At 47.0% G+C, this 18,261-nt stretch carries 16 protein-coding genes; 9 read left to right on the top strand and 7 right to left on the bottom strand.

From position 1 onward, the window contains the following. Positions 1-40: 40 nt before the first annotated feature. From C7T94_RS08425 to C7T94_RS08410, 4 genes are all read right to left on the bottom strand, one after another. Positions 41-1,627 carry a SusD/RagB family nutrient-binding outer membrane lipoprotein gene (locus tag C7T94_RS08425; protein ID WP_162618611.1) on the bottom strand — a complete coding sequence of 529 codons (1,587 nt, stop codon included), beginning with the start codon at positions 1,625-1,627 and terminating at the stop codon, positions 41-43. An 11-nt stretch (positions 1,628-1,638) separates the two neighbouring features. Continuing rightward, positions 1,639-4,875, bottom strand: a complete 3,237-nt coding sequence (locus C7T94_RS08420; protein WP_107214934.1) for a SusC/RagA family TonB-linked outer membrane protein — start codon at positions 4,873-4,875, stop codon at positions 1,639-1,641. A gap of 297 nt (positions 4,876-5,172) precedes the next feature. Continuing rightward, positions 5,173-6,231, bottom strand: a complete 1,059-nt coding sequence (locus tag C7T94_RS08415; protein WP_107214933.1) for a LacI family DNA-binding transcriptional regulator — start codon at positions 6,229-6,231, stop codon at positions 5,173-5,175. Between the two features lie 213 nt (positions 6,232-6,444). Continuing rightward, complete coding sequence (locus C7T94_RS08410) at positions 6,445-7,503, bottom strand: glycosyl hydrolase family 18 protein (protein WP_162618610.1); 1,059 nt, start codon at positions 7,501-7,503, stop codon at positions 6,445-6,447. Between the two features lie 455 nt (positions 7,504-7,958). Here C7T94_RS08410 and C7T94_RS08405 point away from each other — a divergent pair, with 455 nt between their 5' ends. The 3 genes from C7T94_RS08405 (at position 7,959) to C7T94_RS08395 (ending at position 11,581) form a co-directional block, all read left to right on the top strand. Beyond that, entirely contained in the window at positions 7,959-9,521 is a 1,563-nt protein-coding gene (locus tag C7T94_RS08405) for a family 43 glycosylhydrolase (RefSeq protein WP_107214931.1), read from the top strand. A 468-nt stretch (positions 9,522-9,989) separates the two neighbouring features. Continuing rightward, a complete protein-coding gene (locus C7T94_RS08400) occupies positions 9,990-10,505 on the top strand; it encodes a hypothetical protein (protein ID WP_162618609.1) in 516 nt (171 codons plus the stop codon). A gap of 191 nt (positions 10,506-10,696) precedes the next feature. Continuing rightward, a complete protein-coding gene (locus C7T94_RS08395) occupies positions 10,697-11,581 on the top strand; it encodes an NAD(P)-dependent oxidoreductase (RefSeq protein WP_204353246.1) in 885 nt (294 codons plus the stop codon). On the opposite strand, the gene C7T94_RS08390 is transcribed toward C7T94_RS08395, so the two are convergent. From C7T94_RS08390 to C7T94_RS08380, 3 genes are all read right to left on the bottom strand, one after another. Beyond that, positions 11,578-11,937: a winged helix-turn-helix transcriptional regulator gene (locus tag C7T94_RS08390; RefSeq protein ID WP_107214928.1), complete on the bottom strand. Its 360-nt coding sequence runs from the start codon at positions 11,935-11,937 to the stop codon at positions 11,578-11,580. The two genes, C7T94_RS08395 and C7T94_RS08390, sit on opposite strands and share 4 nt — an antisense overlap. Before the next feature lie 146 nt (positions 11,938-12,083). Continuing rightward, the gene (locus C7T94_RS08385; RefSeq protein WP_107214927.1) at positions 12,084-12,830 is read right to left on the bottom strand and encodes a LytR/AlgR family response regulator transcription factor; all 747 of its coding nucleotides are present in this window, start codon (positions 12,828-12,830) and stop codon (positions 12,084-12,086) included. Between the two features lie 11 nt (positions 12,831-12,841). After that, positions 12,842-14,758, bottom strand: a complete 1,917-nt coding sequence (locus tag C7T94_RS08380) for a histidine kinase (protein ID WP_107214926.1) — start codon at positions 14,756-14,758, stop codon at positions 12,842-12,844. Between the two features lie 408 nt (positions 14,759-15,166). Here C7T94_RS08380 and C7T94_RS08370 point away from each other — a divergent pair, with 408 nt between their 5' ends. From C7T94_RS08370 to C7T94_RS08350, 6 genes are all read left to right on the top strand, one after another. Next, a complete protein-coding gene (locus C7T94_RS08370; RefSeq protein ID WP_107214924.1) occupies positions 15,167-15,358 on the top strand; it encodes a hypothetical protein in 192 nt (63 codons plus the stop codon). 69 nt (positions 15,359-15,427) lie between these two features. Beyond that, entirely contained in the window at positions 15,428-15,631 is a 204-nt protein-coding gene (locus C7T94_RS08365; protein WP_162618607.1) for a hypothetical protein, read from the top strand. 28 nt (positions 15,632-15,659) lie between these two features. Then, a complete protein-coding gene (locus C7T94_RS08360; protein ID WP_107214922.1) occupies positions 15,660-15,860 on the top strand; it encodes a hypothetical protein in 201 nt (66 codons plus the stop codon). Between the two features lie 112 nt (positions 15,861-15,972). After that, entirely contained in the window at positions 15,973-16,908 is a 936-nt protein-coding gene (gene gwsG / locus C7T94_RS08355; protein ID WP_107214921.1) for a grasp-with-spasm system ATP-grasp peptide maturase, read from the top strand. Positions 16,909-17,020: 112 nt separating this feature from the next. Then, the gene (locus C7T94_RS19325; protein ID WP_162618606.1) at positions 17,021-17,182 is read left to right on the top strand and encodes a hypothetical protein; all 162 of its coding nucleotides are present in this window, start codon (positions 17,021-17,023) and stop codon (positions 17,180-17,182) included. Then, entirely contained in the window at positions 17,179-18,261 is a 1,083-nt protein-coding gene (locus tag C7T94_RS08350; protein ID WP_107214920.1) for a hypothetical protein, read from the top strand. The genes C7T94_RS19325 and C7T94_RS08350 overlap by 4 nt, the downstream gene beginning before the upstream one ends.

Here is an 18,261-nt window from a genome sequence, read left to right as displayed (position 1 = left end):
TGCCCTACGGGACATGGCGTGGCCACCTGTACAGCGTTAATTATTCCTGGTCCCACCAAACACGTTTTGTCCAGTCGTCTGTGCCTATAATTTTAATCGCAGCTTCAACGTTAGCCGTATTTTGCTGTTTTTCAGACAATGGATATTCAAACCTTCTCGGGATGGTTTGTGACACCGATTCTGTTGTAGGCGAAGGGGTCAGTACCGGGAATCCGCTTCTGCGCCAGTTCGAATACGTTTCGTTCCCGTTTAGCAGCAAGGCAATCCAAAGCTGTGTATTGATCTGTTCCAACTCGCGGCCCGCAACCAGCGGATTGGCCGTTTTAAAGTTGTTGATTTCGGTCGCGGTCACGACAGGGCCGCCGGGGTACAAACCAAGTTGCTGCATCGCTGCCTCAACCCCCTTGTAATAATGATCCTGTGCTGTACCACCCAGGTTCAGGCCGAAACGCTGGGTCGCGTCAGCGAGCAACAATTCCACTTCTGCATAGGTAATGTGAAAAAACGGCGCATCGTTTCTCAGCAGGTTGTGGTTCAGTTGCGGCTTAAGATCTATACTTCGTGGGGTATAACTGGTTCCATTTGCCAGTGTAATGGCGGTGGTGCTTAATACATCATCAGAGTTGTAACGCCCTGGTATGGCGCCTACCAAACCGATTTTTGCCCTGACCTGCGCCGTGATGTCTTCTCTTTCAAGAAACCTGGTTGGTGCCACCGGGTTAAATTCACGATAACATTTGATCAGGTGGTTTACACGCGGATCGTTCGTGGCGGTTAGCGCGTTTAAAAAGGTGTTCACCACGCGGCCCATTTCGTTTTTGCTGTTCCAGGCGGCCGAGATGCCGTTGGGGCGGGGATCCTGGAAGCTGTTTGGCACATTCTCATGTCTCGTCATACAGATATCTGCATTGCTGGTAAACACACCGGCCGCATAGGCTGCCTGTATTTCTGCCTTTGCCTTTTCGGGATCTCTTTTAGACAGGCGAACGGCCAGCCGAAGCCGCAGCGAATTGGCGAATTTTTTCCAGGCCGGTATGTTGCCTTTATAGAAATACTCGTTAGCAACCCTGTCTTTTGCAGGGTCTAACTGGGCAGAAGCTTCTGCAAGCTCTTTGAAGAAATCGTAGTAAATGTCTTTCTGGGCATCGAATTTTGGTCGGATCTGGCCGGCAGCACCTTTCCCGGCCTCAAAATATGGAATATCACCATACGTGTCGGTTAGGCGGGCAAAGATATAGACCTTCATGATCCTGCACATGGCATTGAGGTTGGTTTGGCTGGCCACGCCTTTGCTGCGCTCAACTGCATCGACAATGTTGACGACATCATTTTGGTAGCTCTCATCGAACATTCGCCACAAGTAAGAAGGCGTTTTTTTGTACACAGCCCCGAAACTCATGTTAAAAGCGCCGGCAAACTGTTGCATCATCGGGATGAGCATAAAGTAGTTTGTTCGTTCCTGTATGCCCAGGTCTCCCGAAAAATACACCTGTGTGTACATCAGCTGACTGGCCGGATCCAGGTTGGAAGATCTGGTTGAGTCTACATTCAGGTCGCCGAATTTTTTGCATCCCAGCGAATTCAGCATCACCGCGAGCAGGACTATATAGGTTATTTTTTGTTTCATGATCGACATCTTTAAAATTTCACATTCAGGTTAAAGCCCCAGCCTCTCCGGCTGGGAAGTGAACCGTACTCCAGCCCCTGGCCATTGCTGTTGTTGTAATTTGAATCAGGGTCCACGTTGGGTACATCCTTGTAAATGATGAACGGGTTTCTGGCTACGAGGCCTATTGAAGACGCTTTCAAGCCGAGTCTTTTGTTCAGCGCCTGTGGTAAACTGTAAATCAGGGTCAGGTCCCTTACCTTGACATAGGTCGCCTTGTAAACAAAGGGCGTGGCAATGTTGGAACCATCGGTAACAAAGGTTGTCCAGTACAGCGACGGGTCCATTGCCCGCGTGTTCCGTGTGTACACCGGGTTGGCAGCAGTACCTGTATTGATAACCCCCTGCGGCACAAACCCGCCCACTTTCCCTTCGGCAGCCCACTCAGCAGCGGTCTTTTTAGCCGCCAAACGGTTTTCTTCAGAAAGAATCCACTCGTCTCTGCCCGCCAGGGTCGCCGTGGCAGAACCCCTGGCATGCATAAACAGGTTGGTCATTGAAAACAGGTCGGCCCCGTATTTAACATCGAATGATGCATTCAGACTGAAGTTGCCATAAGAAACGCGGCTGGTTACACCTCCGGTCCAGTCAAATACACCTTTGCCCAGGACCTTCATTTTGGGATCAATAATAGGCAGCAGATTGGCAGCGTTGAGGATGACATTACCATCCGGATCACGCATGAAATCATAGCCCATCATTGTCCCGTATTGCTCACCGGGTTTGGCAACCACGCGTAACCCTGCCCAGCGTGCTTCTGAAAGCGACAGGTATTCGCCTACCCGTTCAGATAAGGATTCAACTCTGCTCACGTTCCTGGCAAAGTTCACACTCAGGTCCCACTTGATCTTGCTGTTGTCAGACAGTGGACTTGCGGAAACGAGCAATTCGATTCCCTGGTTTGCAATGACACCGGCATTGATCAGTTGCTGCGGATAACCCGATGAGAACGCAGCAGGCACAATATTGATCTGATCTCTCGATCTCGAACTGTAGTAGGCCGCATCGAAATTGATCTTATTTTTGAAAAATTTCAGGTTCGTACCGATTTCGAAAGACCTGGTCCTGGTCGGCTTTAAATCGATCGGGGGGATTACCCGCGATGAAATCCTGCCGTTCAATGATCCGTTAAAAGGAAGCTGGTTGAGTGAATAATACAAATCCAGCAGGAACGGGTCGGTGTCATTTCCCACTTCTGCTACAGAGGCCCTTAATTTGCCGAACGATAAGATTTTAGTGCCTACCTTGAAAGCATCTGTAAATACAAAGCTGCCGGACAACGACGGATAAGTATAGGTATTGTTGTTTTCAGGCAATGTCGAAGACTGATCACGCCTTACCGTTGCATCCAAATACAGGTAGTTTTTGAAGCCGACGGTTACCAGCCCATAGGCCGACCTGATGGTTCGCGGTATATCATTCGGAATGACTGATTTATCGAGGTAACTGCCCGCACTGATCGCGTCCAGGATGATCATGTTAGAGAACGCGGATGTTGTGCCTTTGCGGATGCGGTTATTGATGCTTCCGCCCAGGCGTGCCGATACATTGAAGTCTTTGCCGATCTGCTTCGTATAACTTGCCAGGACCTCTGTCTGGTTGGTCGTGTACCGTTGGTTAACCTGGTCAAGTTGACCGCCTAAAGCTCCTGGGGTAGACCGGGGCCTGTAACTTTCATATTCGAGAAATGTAATGTCTGTAGAAGCTTTCGCATTAAGACTAAAGCTCTTGCTAAACTGATAGGTAGCATTCAGCGAGCCGGTAAGCCGGTCCTTGTCAGTTTTATTGTACATTTCCTGGATGACCCAGTACGGATTGAGCCGGAACTGGCCGCCACCCCAGTCAAGGTAATCGCCCTGGGCCGTTTTGTAATTTGTTTTGAACAGTTCCTGGTCTATGTTGTTGGCCAGACCGTTAAAATTCATACCAATGTTCGAGGGCGAGTCGCCCAGTCCCGCACGGTTGTTCACTTCTTCGTCCATATAGGTTGCCCGCACCTCAACCGAGAACTTGTCGCCGAATTTTGAACGTCCTGAGAAGGTGTAGGTGTTTCGCCTGATGTCACTTGTTGGTACGATATCCTGATACCTCAGATCGGCGGCAGAAAATCTGAAATTCGACTTTTCTGTCGAGCTGCTCAGGGCTACCGTGTTGTTAAACGACGAACCCGTGCGAAAAAAGTTCTGGATATTATCTTTGACCAGTGCATACGGCCTGCTTACCCCGTCAAAGCCTACAAGATTGATCCCGGGATCCAGCCGCGGACCGAAATTAATAAAGAGGCTATTGAAAGCCGAAGCCTGATCGACCGGCAGCAACTGGTTTCTGCCCTGTCCATAAATGTATTGCACATCATCATACCGGGTTAGCTGCGTTTCTATCGAATTGGTACTGTTAAAATCAATCCCCAGCTCTTTGCTGTTGCTGCCTTTTTTGGTGGTGATTAAGATCACACCATTGCCGGCTAAACTTCCGTAGAGTGCTGTTGCAGCAGGCCCTTTCAGTACAGATATTGATTCGACGTCATCCGGATTGATGGCAGATATCGCGTCGCCCATGTCTACGCCGCCGCCAAACTGATCGGTTCCCACCTGGCCGTAGTTGGAGTTGTCCATCGGGATTCCATCTACAACATACAGGGGCTGGTTGTTGCCGGTAATACTTGTTGATCCCCGCAGCACCACTCTTGACGAGCCGGCCGGCCCCCCGGCCGTACTCGTGATCACCAGGCCGGCTACTTTGCCAGCCAGGGAGTTAATGACATTGGTTTCTTTTGCTTTGTTGATATCGTCGCCGTTAACCTGTGTGACGGCATAACCCAGCTCCCGCTCACTTCGCTTGATACCTAGGGCAGTGCGCACTTCTACGGTATTAAGTGTGGTAACCTGTTCACTGAGACGAAGATCAACGCGTTTTCGGGAATCCCGGGCCACGAAAAATTGGGTCGCAGTGCCGACCAGGCTCACCTGGATCGTGTCTCCGTTAGTTGCCCTGATCGAGTAGCCGCCTGAGGCATTCGTTGTGACCGCCAGTTTGGTCTTTTTATTGAGCACGCTTACATTTGGCAATGCGAAGTTATGCTCATTGGAAATTATCCCGGTTACATTAAATGAGCCTGTTTGCCCAAAGCTGGTCGCAGAAAAGCTCAGAAATAGCAGCAGGAAAATGAAACCGGGAAAAACCCGCGTCATTTGTAAAGTTTGTTTCATTTCAATCGTTTGTTGGTTAAAAGTATGTAGTGGTTTGGTTCTGCTAACTTAAGCACAGGTATCTCAAGCCAGCGCATTTCCGGCAAGCTGGCTTATTCACCTGTATTCAACAACGGGGATATTTTATATTCGGTCGTACACTAACACCGTTAACGTACACGTTTTTTGCTAAAAAAAAAGGAACATGCCCTCATCTGCAGGAAGCATTTGTTCAGAACACCTTCCGTTAACGTACACGAATATATTAAACAATATTTGAAAAGCAAATTTTTGTGAAAAAAACTGCCGTTGCCTTTGTTAATTTTTGTAGTAGCTGTAGTTTTCTTTGGTAATGATATCGATCGGCATGTACTGCACACTTTCTACAGGAGCCTGCAGCAGGTGCTGGTAAATGGACATGACACCTTTGTACCCCTGCTCCTGTGGTTTCTGACAGATCAGAAAATCAATTGTCCCCTTTTTCAGGTATTCGATATTTTCTTCCAGAAAGTCGTAACCGATCAGCTTAACGTCCTGGATCTTGTTTTCTTCAAAAAATCTGGCTACTGAAGATACCCGCGAGTTGGTTACAAAAACCAGGTCGGGCTTATTTTTTTTGAAGACGCGTTTCAGCGTTTTTTGTAGCGAATCATAATCTGTTTCATTGATATCTACTTTATCGATGGCCACGCCGGTATGTTCTTTTTCAAAGCTGGTCCTGAAGCCTTCTTCTTTTTTAAGCAGGTGATGATGAAGGTCTATTTCCCTCGATATGTTTACCACCAGTACGGTCTGTGATGCAGAAATGAGGTATTTTGACAAGTGTGCCGCCAGGTAACCGCTCTGAAACAGGTCAGGGCCAATATAGGCCACGTTGGCCTGGTCTGCCAGGTCTGAGTTGATCAGTACAAACGGAATATGGTTTTGCCGGCAGCGTGAAAGGAAAGCGATTGATTCGTTTTCAAACATAGGCGCCAGCAGCAGTCCGTCGTAGTTTTGTTTAAGAATATTGTCTGCCTGGTCTGTAAAAGTCTGTTTCGCATTCTGGTCAAAGAAATAATTGTCTACAACCACCCCAAAGTTCCTGATCTCGGAGGCGGCCTCGTTGATCCCCTTTAAAGGGGCGTTCCAGTAGCCGGTCTCATTGGATACAGATGGGATTAAAGCAGCAATCCTGATCACCTTTTTTGAGGCGAGCATACGCGCCATGATGTTTGGCTGGTAGTCAAGCTCTTCAATAATCTTTTGGATCGTTTCCTTGGTTTTTGCCGAAACACCCGGCCTGTTATTGATGACGCGGTCAACAGTACCAATAGAAACATTGGCACGTTTTGCAATCTCTCTGATGCCGGTGGTATTTTCAGCTCGTTTTTTCATCCCTAACAAATGTAGAGATATTTAAAGAACAGAACAACGGCGCCTGCGCCAAATGTTAACGTTAACGAAGCACTTCCAATTTACCGGCAGCTTGTCGGAAAAAACGAACCGGCCGTGTTTACTCGCGCCAAATACGGCACCCGGTTTCTTGAAAACATGTCAGCAACCGCCTGGGCAGTCGCTGACACGTACATTAAGCATATCTGGTCCTGGTTAAGGTGCCGGCGTATTGATTTTTCTGCCCACCGCCTGCAACAGACTGTAGGTACCGGTAACGTCCTGAGAGAGTTCCCAGATCATCACCCCTTTAATGTGTTGCGCGGCGTATTTCGTTTTTGCTTCGATGGCGGTAATGCCGTTGTACTTGTAACCATCGTAGGTATCTACATACGCAACCGAGGCCGCGCCATATTGGGCAATCAATTGATTCCAGGCTTTGTAGCCGGTTCCAACGGTAGGTTTGTAGCCATAAAAAGGAACTCCCAAAACAAGTTTGGACGCCGGTACGCCAAGCGTTAAGAATTTGTTGATATGCTGCAGGGCGGCGTCATAAGAAGAATGGTTCGACGTACCGCCCCAGCCATTATCATAAGACATGATGCTGATCAGGTCGAGATAGGCATATGAAGACGCCGGAATTTCCCCCCCGTTAAAGGCGGCTGTAGCCGCGGTAACCAGTTTGCCGAGCGGGTTAATTTTGGTCCGCAGCGCTGCTACAAAGGGCGCATAGTTTTGCTCGGTTTTAATCTGCTCCAGCGTCGATCCCTCTACATCGATGTCAATCCCGTCCAGGTTAAAATAGGTAACGAACGCAGCCAGGTTATTGATGAAGTTGGCGCGGTTGGCTGCGCGAAACTGTATGGCAATGTTACCCGCATTGGGATCCGGGTCTCCCCCGCCCAGCGAAGCAAGTACCTTTCTCCCCGCCGCGTGGGCTTTTGTTACGACCGCGTTGATTTCTGATGCGTTAAAATCGCTGAACAAGGGCTGTCCATTGGCCATCATTCCGCCACTGGAACTCGGCGCAAAAAAGGCCAGGTTAACGTGGGTCACAATGCCAAAGTCTATCGAGTTGGCCAGGCTGGTCACATTGACCCAACCAGGTACATAACCGATCACCACTTTGTTCGGATTGGTGACTGCCGCCTGCTGGTTCCGGTTGCCGGCCGACCGTGGTTCCGGGCCGGTTACAGCCGGGCCTTCTTTTTGCTTGCTGCAAGCACCTGCTGCAAGTACCCCCAGCGTAAGCATGGCGAATTTAAAGTTTCTCATTTTCATTGTTTTAGTTTAGGTGATTGTTAAAAATATATGCGAATGATATGCTTAAGTAACAACACAATCGTTAACGTACACGTAATTCTGATCCAGACGGGGAAAGAAACGGAGGCAATAAGCTAAAAGAAACGGCTAAAATACTGTCAGAAACAATTGTGTACGTACACAAATCTAATTTAATATTTTGAAACCGGAAATACTTTGTTCAATAATTCAAGATTGATCCAGCAGGTTAGGTTGTTTGTTTCAAGGAGAACCGCTGCTTAAAAAACTTATCCGCATTTGCAGACCGCAGCTTTTTTTCTGCCGGGCTACTGTGAAAAAATGAGACAGATCAACAATACATTGAACAGATGATTTGCCCAACAGTGCTTTTATTTGGTAAAGCTAACCCAATGTAAACCAGCCGCCTGCCCCAGCTCCCGCTTGCGCCGCGGCACAAATCATGTCCTATGAGCAAACCTTTTATTCCGGTGATTATCGCCGTTTTGTTCTCGTTAACAGCCTGCAAAAAAGCCGTGAAGGAAGAAGCCACCGTTCCCGGGCAGCAACCTTCTGACCAACTCAGCTTAAGCAGCAGCGCATCTTCGCTTAGCCGGCTCGTTGACGGCGCCACCTACCGCATTACTGCTGCCGTTTCCTGGCCCGCAGGTCCGGCGGTGGAAGTAACCGGCAACTCGACCGCAGAAAATCAACAAATCCAGCAGTGGTCGTGGTTCCCGAACAGCGGCCAGAAATGGAAACTGGTCAAGATCGACTCCGTTTACTGCAAGCTGGTTAACGTAACCAGCAACAAATGCCTTAAGTCAAACAGTTCTGCCTCGGGCGATATCCTGGTGCAGGGCACAAACGACAACAACGACAACCAGCGCTGGTCGGTCGTGTATTCAGGCAGCAACAACATGTACTCCCTGATCAACAAAGCAACAGGCATGAACATGGTGCTTGACCCCAACAACAACACACCCGGCACCAAGATCAGGCAGAAAACAACCAGCACAGGCACGCAAAACCTGTTCAATTTCCACAACTTGAATTTCAAAAACCCGCTGATTGACGTAAGTCGGGCCGACCCCTATGTAGCTGAAAAAGACGGCTATTATTACTTCATGTACACTCGCGGCAGCAACATCGGCCTGCGCAAAACGAGAAACATGTCGCTCTTGTCGTCTGCGACCGAAAAGGTGGTCTGGACCCCGCCTGCCGGCACCGCCTATTCTTCAAACCTCTGGGCGCCCGAACTGCATTTTGTGTCAGGAAAATGGTACATCTATTTTGCCGCCAATGACGGCACCGGCGACACCCATCGGATGTACGTTTTAGAAAATGCAAACGCCGACCCGATGACCGGCACCTGGACCTTCAAAGGGAAGATCAGCGACGATACCGACCAATGGGCCATTGACGGCACCATCCTCACCGTCGGTTCAACGAACTATTTTGTATGGTCTGGCTGGGAAAGTACCGCCAGCCGCTACAAACAGTACCTGTACCTGGCACCCATGACCAATCCCTGGACGGTAAGCGGATCACGGGTCAAGATATCCTCGCCCACCAACACCTGGGAAAAACACGAACCAAGCTCGATCGGTGCGGGCGTGAACGAGGGCCCGATCATGCTGCAAAAAGACGCCAGCAGCCCGGTCTTTATCATTTACTCGGCCAGCCGCTACAGCAGCGACAACTACTGCCTGGCACAGATCCAGCTGAAGGCGGGCGGCAACCCCACCGTGCCGGCAGATTGGATCAACAAGAAGCAGGTTTTTACCCGCAATGATGCCAATGGCGTGTATGGTCCGGGCCACAACGGCTTTTTCACCAGCAGTTTTACCAATCCCAACGGCGTGGTGCAGAAAGAACACTGGTTTATTTACCACGCCCGCAGCGTGGCCAATACCACCGGCGGTGCCCGCACGCCGCGCATGCAGAAACTAACCTGGAATGCAGACGGTTCGCCAAACTTCGGGACGGCTGCCTCAACCGGTGTAGACACGCCGATCCCTGTGGGAGAGTAAAGTGATTGTGGACCGGCCAATGCGGGCCGGTCTGTACCGATACATGTTCAACCAAAAGCAGGCCCGATGCGGCCTGCTTTTGGCTGTTTCAGGGAGCTGGTTGGCGGTTGCTGGTCACCTCACTCAAAGCAAATCTTTTCATGTCCCCTACAGATCTAATATCTGATTTATCATCTGTCTGGTTATTTGGTGCAGCTGCCCGAACCAAGTCAGTCTGCCTGGCTAGTTGCTTAAAGATTGAGACCGGAATTATGTCGAGCCGCCGAGCGTGTAGCCAGGCTAATGGTTATTAATAGCCATTGTGTACTGTTTTTAAAGTTGTTAATTTCGGAATGCGAGTGAAAAAGTAATCTCAATCGGAACAGAATCTGTTCACCATCCAGTCCGGCTTGGGCGCCAGAGATGGTTTTTTGGCCAAGGAACAGATCAGACCGCTTGAGCAGCAGCACCGAACCAGACTATTGCCTCATGAAGCATTGTAACAGACCAACACTTCTCCTTATTATAATCTTACTGATCCATGCGGGTTGCCGTAAAACAGATCAGGTAAGTAATCCTTGCGACGGTTTATTGAATGAGTCGCCACCGGCTACTGCCTATCTGAAAGTTCTGGCTAAAGGCACCGGAGAAAATTTGCTTACCAATGGCAGCATAAAGGAATCTGACATTGTGGTTGTCGAAAAGACAACCAATACAGCTCACAAGAACTGGAAAGTTGTGAAATCCGGGGTGGTCGGCTCATCCTATTATGGCACAATACAACTGATGTTGTTTGATACAAAAGAAGGCCAGCACGACTACTTAATCCAGTTAAGCAATTTGCAACGAACAACGATTCAATACACTGTAACCAGAAGAGAAACAGGTTCCCCCTGCAAACCAGTTGCTTTTCCCATCAGCAATATCAAGCTAACAGATCATCCCTTCAGCTATATGACAGAGCAGGGAAAAGAGCTTCTTAATTTCCTGATCATAGAGCTTTAGGTAGGTTTTCATTTTAAGCATCTTTTACGAAAACACACTACTGCACATGGAACGCCAATACTTGCAGGCATAGCCCCCTTTTGAACCGCATTTTTTACGCCGACCCTGGCGGCTATTATTTTCATATAGGGATAATTTTTTCCGTTATTCTATTTGGTTTTTTTAAGTCTGAAGTTTGCTTTTCAAAATTTATGATGATGAATAGAGTAACAGTAATCGGACTTGGCCCAATGGGGCAATCAATTGCAAAATCCTACCTGGCTAAGGGCTACGAAGTACATCTTTGGAATCGTACGCGGTCTAAAGCAGATGACCTGGTACAATCAGGAGGCATTTTTCATTCCCACATATCAGCAGCCATCAATGAAAGTGAATTAATTATCGTCAGTTTAACTAATTATGATATTTTTTATGTTGTTTTGCATGAATCGACTGAAAATCTGCAAGGAAAAGTTGTAGTGAATTTAAGTTCCGGCACTCCTGAGGAGGTTCGTAAAGCTAAAGACTGGTTGGAGCTGTTTGGCGCTGGTTTTCTCTCAGGGGGGATTATGGTACCACCGCCGCTGGTGGGTAAAAAAGATCCAAATTCCTATACGTTCTATAGTGGCGACAAAGCTGTTTTTGACAGGTATCAGTCACATCTGGAGGTTCTGTCGAGAACTGATTACAAGGGGGATGAAATTGGGCTGGCCATGTTATTTTACCAGGCGTCTTTAAATGTGCTTTACGCGTCTATTACCGGTATAGTTCAAAGTTATGCAATTATAAAGTCCGCGAATATCGACGCAAAAGCTTTCGAACCTTACATGCAGGGATTTTTGAATTTTTTACCTTATCTGGTTCAAGATGCCAATATTCCGGAAGAGATCGATACCAAAACCTACGACGGTTCTCAGCAAAGTCTCAAAATGATGTTAGCCGGCGCTAAGCATGTCACTGAAACATCCAGGGAAGCGCATCTTGATTATTCGGTTCCCGAAAGCATTGAAAAATTATTTCAAGAAACTGTCAACAGCGGGTTCGGAGAAAATGGCACGACAAGTATTGTTGAAACAATCAGGCGTACCAATGCCTAAACCGATTTCTTTTTTTCCATGAGTTCTTTAAAGACTGACAAATATCCATTTCCCCATTTATCCATTTCCAATACTACAGGTAACAGCGATTGTCCGAACTCCGTTAAAGCGTATTCCACTTTTGGCGGAACTTCGGGATAAATGGTTCTTTGGACAATTCCATGAAACTCCAATTCCCGAAGCTGCAGATCCAAAACCCGTCTGCTGGCTTCGGGAATTGATTTCTGCAATTCATTAGGTCTCCGCACACCGGAATTGATCAGAAATAAAAGATAGGTTTTCCATTTTCCGCCAATTATTTCCATCAATACAGCCATGCCGCAGTCATAATTTTTTGGAATTTTTTTCTCGTACATGCGTGTATACCGAATGTTGTTAAACCATGCTCGTTAAACTTAATTAAAACATTTCATTTTCAAATTGCCTTTTTCCCTTCAACTTTTCCCGACATTTTTCCTGAAGACACCTAAGTTGCGCATCTGATCAACTCCATGTTCAGCAATCATGAAATATTTTCCAGGTACCTGAGCACCTCTTCCTTTTTCCGGCTTGAAACGAGGATCTTTTCCTTATTTTCCATTTCAAGATAACCTTCCCGATAATATTTTTTAACAAACTTGAAATTAACCAGGTAGGATTGATGACACCTGATGTACCCAAATGGCGTAAGCAAACTTTCATAGTCTTTGAGGCCTTTCGAAACCAGGATCTCGCGGCCGCCACATAAATAAAATGTCGTGTATCCTTTATCGCTCTTACAATAGAGCACATCGTCAAGGGATACCACTTCTATGCATTCCAAACTTTTCAGGGCAATTCTTTTTGTGGCAGTTATCCCCTGAGCAAGGTAATGTTCTCTGGCTACGGCCAGCTGGTGCGACGCTACTGCCTCCTCTTCTCGATGCTGGTAACATTTATTTAGCCAGGCGGTTAAGGAAAGTTCGTCGACGGGTTTGAGCATGTAGGCAAAAGCACCCAGGTTAAGCGCCCGAATGGCGTACTGATCATAGGCAGTTAGAAAAATGACCTGGAAATCCAGGCTTTCCATCTCGTCAAACAGCTGGAAGCTGTCCCCGTCTTTCAGGCGGATATCTGCCAGCACCAGATCGGGCTTCAGTAAAGCGATTTCTTTCTTAGCGGTATAAATTTCCCCTGCCATACCCACCACTTTGAGATAGGCAATTTTGTTTACGATCTGTAGAATGTGCTGCGCAATCAGGGTTTCGTCTTCTAAAATATAGAGCTTCATGTTGATCGTATTTATTCTGTAATGATCGGGATCAGTATTTCTACCCTTACCCCTGTTGCACCACTGGTTCCCTTGTCATTCACTTGACACCTGGCCTGTTGCCCATTTGCGGTAAATAGCCTGTCTATTCTTTCTTTTAAGATCACCTGGGCGAGCGACTGCCTTTTTTGTTGTTCTTCCGGAAATTTTGCCAGTCCGCTGCCGTTATCATCAATTTCAATGACCAGCGTATCTTCGTTCCTTTTAAACGAAATTTTCACCAGCCCCTTATAATTAATGTTTCTGAAACCATGTTCAATCGAATTTTCAACAAACGGCTGGATCAGCATGGGCGGGATCAGTGTGTCGCCTAGACTCAGACCGTCATCTACCGTAATCTGGTAATCAAAGGCATCGGTATACCGCAACTGCTGCAGACGGAGGTAGTTTGTTAACGATGCCACTTCCTCCCCGATTTCTATAAAATCTTTCCTGCTTTGCTCCAGCACGCCACGCAGCAAACCGGAGAACGAGCTGAGGTAACATACCGATTTTTCTGTTTGTGCCGAAGCGATGAGGCTTTGTAAATTGGCGATGGCATTGAAAATAAAATGGGGGTTTAACTGAACCTGCAGCACTTTTTGTTCCAAAACCAGCTTCTCATTTTGCGATCTCAGCAGTTTATTCTTTTCCCTTAAACGTTGTTGGCGATAGATGATATAGAAAAGAGAAACCGCCGCCAGAAAAATGATCCCCATTAAAAAAAGCGTCCAACGTTGCTGTTTAATGATGGTCTCGTTCAGCTTGTTCCGGTCATTTAGGTCAGCGATATTCTTGTCCTTTTTTTTAGTTTCGTATTTCTCATGCAGTTCGGCCACTTTCATGACCTCCATAGCCGCGGTGTTCTCTAAATCAATTTGATAGGCTGAATCTATTGCCGCCAGGGCATTGGAAAACTCACCCTTGGTTTTATAAGCCTCTGTCAAACCCTTATAGTAAATGCTGCTTCTCTTACCGTTTGATAGCGCCTTTTCCATTTCGATACCCATTCTGTAATACCTGATTGCAGAATCGGGTTGTTTGTTTTGGGAAAACGCAGTCGCCAGGTTATTGCAGGCGACGGCGTTAACGGTATTGGTTTTCTGCAGATAATCAAAATAGATTTTACTGCACGCAAGGGCTTGTTTGGTTTTGCCCTGCCTGCCGTAAATCTGCGCTTCATTGTCGTATGTCCGGGCAATCGCCAGGCTATCTTTTACCTCTTTAGCCAGATTCCGCGCGCTTAAGTTGCAGGCGGTCATTTTCTTCAGGTCTCCCACCCTCGAGGCCAGGAGAAAGGAGATATCAAAATAGCGTTGCTTAACAATCGGATGAGTTTTAAACGGATGGTTTTCAAAATAAACGGCGACATACGCCAGCGATTTTTTTTCGTTGCGGTTCTGAAAATAAGCCTGCGCCAGCAAGTCGTAAAATCGATAAGTTAGCCGGCTGCCGGTCTTTTCAGCTTCTTTTAAACCAGCATAGATTTGTTTCATCAGGTCTGCCTCAACTGTACCACCTCCCTTTATTTTCTGGGTCAGCATTTCTAGGGTTTTTAGCCGCTCTACGTCATCTGTAGGCCCCGGGTCCTGCATCTGCGGGTAAGTCAACAATGCGCTGTCAGTTTTTCCGGCATAAACATATCTTCTGGCTTTAAAAAAAAAGTAATAAGGATTTGAAGTTTTGTTTGCCATCTTGCCCAGCAGGCTATCTTCTTTATGAACGGTCTTTTTTACCAAGGCCGATGGCAGTGTGTCTAAAGCAATAATGAAAGACAAGTAATCCTTTTGGGCGGCAGGATGAGCTGTCGGCTGTGCTGCATCATGGCGGGCGCTTTCTTTAGGGTTGCAGGAAAACACGAATAGCAGACCAAGACATAGGCTCAGTATGATGTTTTTAGTCATGTTCATTTAGAATGAATTGCTTGCAGCGAATAAAATAGCCATCGGCAGAAATACAGATAAATTAGTTTTTAAAAATAAGCATCCTGGCTATACCCTACAGCAATGAATACATATTTGCGGCACTCTGAGCGATATCTGTACGGATTGCGCACTTATTTGACTATGGTTTCAGGATAATGGGCCGCCGACTGATACCGAGCACATGCCCTTTAACAAAGGGCATGCACCTGTTTGCCAAGCAACCGCCAAAAGCTGCTTAACGAATATCAGGCAAAATACAGCGAAAACAGACGCAAAGCCGGCACATGTCAACTGCACCTTGTAGGCCCTGGGTTTAATCGTGAATTTTAATTGAACGAAACCCAGTTGCCAGGGTAGGTTGGCAAAGACCTGATCACTTAAATCTATTTCACTATGAAACTTCAAAAAAAATTACTGGAAAAGAAGATTGAGCTACGGGAAAGCAAAATCAACGGCGGCCGGCTGAGACCCAGCCATCAACAATCTGTTGCACAAACAGGAGAGCCAGAAAATCCGGACACCTGCACAGACATTGGCTTCGACCAGCCTGCCCCTGCCACTCCGGTGGGTTATGATTTTCGCTAACAAGGACGCGGTACCGACAACATTCTGCCGTTGTCATTGAAAAAATCTTACAATTTAAATCTAAAAAAAATGAAAAACAGCAACAAATTGTTCGACAAACAAATCGAACTGAAGAGCAGTCAGATCAGCGGTGGACGTGCCGACGATACGACAACCTACAAGAACACGCAGAACACCTACGTAGACGATCATGGATGTACCGTAATTTACCAGACCGTACAGACAGACCAGAAAAAGCTGCTTGAAGAATGCTGGTTCACCAACTGCCCGTAATATCCTATCACACTTTACTTGAAGAGACATGAAAAACAACAGTAAATTATTCCAGAAAAGAATAGCCCTGGAGAACTGCCAGGTGAATGGCGGCCGTGCCATGGGCACCCAGGCCATGTGCAGCAAATACACATACGGTGATCACTGCGCGGATAAAACGACAGCCATGTACGACGATAAGGGCAACTCGATAGGCCCACAGGTTACTACAGCCTGGCAAACTGATTAGTGCGCTCCAAGACCATCGGGCTGTACCAGCCCGATGGTCTTTTCCTCATGCAGCATACTTTTCCTCATGCAGCATAAAAGATGTCCTACAGCTACTTTTAAAAACAAGTTAAGTGATACTCATTTTCTCGATCAACAGCGATTATTCAACAAGTTCTGTGATCAGCTGGCTGATCCGTCTGCAAAAACCCTGTATCAGAATCAATGAAGATACGGCTGTAGAACTGCTTTGGCTGACTTCAGCAGATTTCGCCATCAGCATTGATGGAGAGACAGTCTTAGGCAGCCAAATCACCAAAATGTGGTACCGCCGTGGGGGACTGAATCTGTTTGCAAAGTTTAAGAGCGAATTGATCAAAGACTACCTGCGTTCCGAGCATACAGCCCTGATCGAATATTTTTACCACCGGCTCGACCAGATCCCTTCGGTGAATAAATTCAGGAACAGTGATATAAACAAACTATACCTGATGGATCTTTGTCAGAAACATGATGTTCTGGCGCCCAGGTACCTGGTTACCGGCTGCAAAAGTGAACTGGTCGATTTTTTTCAGCAGGAAAAGCGCATCATCTCAAAGCCCCTTAATTCGCCTTTCTCCTTCCAGGATGAGGAAGACTTCTCGCACATGGCCTATACGGCGATGATCGACAAGGCGGATATCGATGCGCTGCCGGAGCGTTTCGTCCCCACATTTTTTCAGCAGGCCATACCCAAAGCATACGAGATCAGGGTGTTTTACCTCGCCGGCAAGTTTTATGCCATGGCCATATTCTCCCAGAACAACGCCAACACCAACATCGACTTTCGCAATTATGACCGGGAGAAGCCAAACCGGGTTGCGCCATACCGCCTGGAAAAGGCATACGAAAACAAGCTGCATAGGATGCTGGAGGCGTACGGACTTAACTGTGCTTCGTTTGATATCATCTATTCAAGCGAGGACGCACAATACTATTTTTTAGACCTGAATCCGGTTGGTCAGTTTGGGATGGTTTCTGCACCCTGCAATTACAATTTGGAAAAGGAAATTGCGCTGGCTTTGGTGTAAAGATCCATTTCACGGTCAACGGAAGATGCAAAAAATCAACCAGGTCGTGCGGGTAGCTTAAGGCCCCAGGTATCTGGCGCAGAAGCGAAAAAAGTATAATTTACCCTGAAAAATGAACAACATAACAGACCATATCGTGTCCGGCCAGGTACCGGTGCATATCAAATCGCTGGTAAAAAAGCCGAAACCTACCTATCTGGTTAAAACCCGGATATCCAAACGCTACCAAACCAAGGGGCTACAGCTTGACATGTATTATAAATCGCCCATATGAGTAAATTTTATTTAAGAAACCAGTTGTGCATTCCGGTAGATGGCTATAACAGGGCCATGATTTACGATTTGGGGCGTAGAGACTATCACTTTATCTCTAGGGCTTATTATGGGCTTTTAAACACCGACGGATTTATCAATTTTGATCAGATCGCCGATCAGTCGGAACGAAGCGAACTGATTGATTTTCTATTGGATCTGGAGATCATTTTCGAAGTGGCAGCTCAGCACGAAGAAAAAAGGTTTCCTCCCGTTACACGCAGTATAGCTTATCCAAACCAGCTTACCCACGCCGTGATCCATGCCAACATCTCCCCCGCTTTTATTGATGTCATCGGCAACAGCCACCTTCAAAACTTAAGTATCCTGGCGCCACAGATAAGTGACGAGCTACTTAAACTCATTGCGTCGATTAAACATTTAGAAATTGACGGGATTTACCTGTACATCGAGAATTTTGAAGCGGAAAACATTGAAAGACATCTCACCGAATTGGGTCGTCACTTTGCCCTGTTTTCGGTTAACTTTTTCGGTGCAGCAACACCAGACACCCAGCTGCGCGACAACATTTACTACAATTTTTTCACTGAAAGCCTGCAGGATTATTGCCAAAAAACGACTGTAGACAAGCTGTTTGTAAATCACGACCTTTTTTTTGAAGCGTATAACAAGCACGCCTATTACCATGGCAAAGTTTACATCGATCAAAGCGGGCAAATCAAAAACGGCCTCAACAATACGCAAAGCTTTGGGAACATCAATTCGGTTACAGCGGTTGAGTTTCAACAAATCGTACACAGTGAACCGTTTATGGAGCTGGGCAACATTAACAAGAATGAAACGCTTGTTTGCAAAGACTGCGAATTCAGGTACATGTGCACAGATCCGCGGGTACCGGTAAAAGGCGATGCACACTGGTACCACCCCACCGAATGCCAGTACAACCCCTACCTGTCGCTGTGGCAGCACGATGACGGTTATCTTGACCTGCAAGCATCGGGCGTAACTGTATCGGCAACCGGCTGCACCATTGATAAAGCGCTGCTCGACATGAAGTTTAACCAAATATGGAGCGAATAG

This window comes from Pedobacter yulinensis (genome assembly GCF_003029735.1).
GTDB lineage: Bacteria > Bacteroidota > Bacteroidia > Sphingobacteriales > Sphingobacteriaceae > Pedobacter > Pedobacter yulinensis.
The sequence above is the reverse complement of the archived record's forward strand: the minus strand, read 5'-3'. Positions and strand labels throughout refer to the sequence as shown.

What these genes read in the sequence shown, in the direction of transcription:
- C7T94_RS08425 (WP_162618611.1), bottom strand. Translation starts at nt 1,627, where the DNA reads ATGAAACAAAAAATAACCTATATAGTCCTGCTCGCGGTGATGCTGAAT.
- C7T94_RS08420 (WP_107214934.1), bottom strand. Translation starts at nt 4,875, where the DNA reads ATGAAACAAACTTTACAAATGACGCGGGTTTTTCCCGGTTTCATTTTC.
- C7T94_RS08415 (WP_107214933.1), bottom strand. Translation starts at nt 6,231, where the DNA reads ATGAAAAAACGAGCTGAAAATACCACCGGCATCAGAGAGATTGCAAAA.
- C7T94_RS08410 (WP_162618610.1), bottom strand. Translation starts at nt 7,503, where the DNA reads ATGAGAAACTTTAAATTCGCCATGCTTACGCTGGGGGTACTTGCAGCA.
- C7T94_RS08405 (WP_107214931.1), top strand. Translation starts at nt 7,959, where the DNA reads ATGAGCAAACCTTTTATTCCGGTGATTATCGCCGTTTTGTTCTCGTTA.
- C7T94_RS08400 (WP_162618609.1), top strand. Translation starts at nt 9,990, where the DNA reads ATGAAGCATTGTAACAGACCAACACTTCTCCTTATTATAATCTTACTG.
- C7T94_RS08395 (WP_204353246.1), top strand. Translation starts at nt 10,697, where the DNA reads ATGATGATGAATAGAGTAACAGTAATCGGACTTGGCCCAATGGGGCAA.
- C7T94_RS08390 (WP_107214928.1), bottom strand. Translation starts at nt 11,937, where the DNA reads ATGTACGAGAAAAAAATTCCAAAAAATTATGACTGCGGCATGGCTGTA.
- C7T94_RS08385 (WP_107214927.1), bottom strand. Translation starts at nt 12,830, where the DNA reads ATGAAGCTCTATATTTTAGAAGACGAAACCCTGATTGCGCAGCACATT.
- C7T94_RS08380 (WP_107214926.1), bottom strand. Translation starts at nt 14,758, where the DNA reads ATGAACATGACTAAAAACATCATACTGAGCCTATGTCTTGGTCTGCTA.
- C7T94_RS08370 (WP_107214924.1), top strand. Translation starts at nt 15,167, where the DNA reads ATGAAACTTCAAAAAAAATTACTGGAAAAGAAGATTGAGCTACGGGAA.
- C7T94_RS08365 (WP_162618607.1), top strand. Translation starts at nt 15,428, where the DNA reads ATGAAAAACAGCAACAAATTGTTCGACAAACAAATCGAACTGAAGAGC.
- C7T94_RS08360 (WP_107214922.1), top strand. Translation starts at nt 15,660, where the DNA reads ATGAAAAACAACAGTAAATTATTCCAGAAAAGAATAGCCCTGGAGAAC.
- C7T94_RS19325 (WP_162618606.1), top strand. Translation starts at nt 17,021, where the DNA reads ATGAACAACATAACAGACCATATCGTGTCCGGCCAGGTACCGGTGCAT.
- C7T94_RS08350 (WP_107214920.1), top strand. Translation starts at nt 17,179, where the DNA reads ATGAGTAAATTTTATTTAAGAAACCAGTTGTGCATTCCGGTAGATGGC.